Origin of the sequence: Nguyenibacter vanlangensis (genome assembly GCF_013376155.1) — a bacterium.
Classification (GTDB): Bacteria; Pseudomonadota; Alphaproteobacteria; order Acetobacterales; family Acetobacteraceae; genus Gluconacetobacter; species Gluconacetobacter vanlangensis.
Window position 1 is genome coordinate 1 of sequence record NZ_JABXXP010001185.1, and the last position, 605, is coordinate 605.

Below are 605 nucleotides of genomic sequence, written 5' to 3' on the forward strand. Positions count from 1 at the left end.
GCGCAGGGCGGCCGCGGCGCCCCGCCGCCCTGCCCCGCCGTCCGTTCCGCTGTCCGTCATGGACTGCCCGTCATGCGTTTTTCGCCCTGCGTCGTTCCTCACGCAAAGGTGCCATTGGCAGAGTTCGACCGGAAGAGCACATCCCGCCCATGACCGACCGTGAAATGACCGGCCCTATAATGACTGGCCCTGTGATTTTCGACCGGCGCGCCGTTCGCCGGCATCGCGACCGCGCCGCCCTGCTGGCGGGGGATGTGGCGCCGATCCTGGAGGACGTGGCGGAGCGGCTGCTGGACCGGCTGGACGACACGACCTATCGCTTCTCCGCCGCGCTGGATATCGGCGGGCGGGGCGTGGTGGCGCCGCGATTGCGGGCCCGGGGCGTCGATTTCGTCGTGTCCTGCGACCTGTCGCCGCGCATGGCCGGCGTGAATGGCGGCATGGCGGTCTGCGCGGACGAGGAGTGGCTGCCGTTCGGGCCGGGGGCGTTCGACCTGGTGGTGGCCAACCTGTCGCTGCACTGGGTCAACGACCTGCCGGGGGCGCTGGCGCAGATCCGGCATGCGCTGCGGCCGGACGGGCTGTTCCTGGCCAGCCTGCCGGTG

1 protein-coding gene is annotated in these 605 nt (G+C 71.4%); it reads left to right on the forward strand.

Annotated elements, in window-relative coordinates; all coding sequences use genetic code 11:
• Positions 1 to 179 precede the first annotated feature (179 nt).
• Positions 180 to 605, forward strand: a 426-nt coding sequence (locus HUK84_RS22015; RefSeq protein ID WP_176642020.1) for a class I SAM-dependent methyltransferase, incomplete at its 3' end; no start/stop codon positions are given.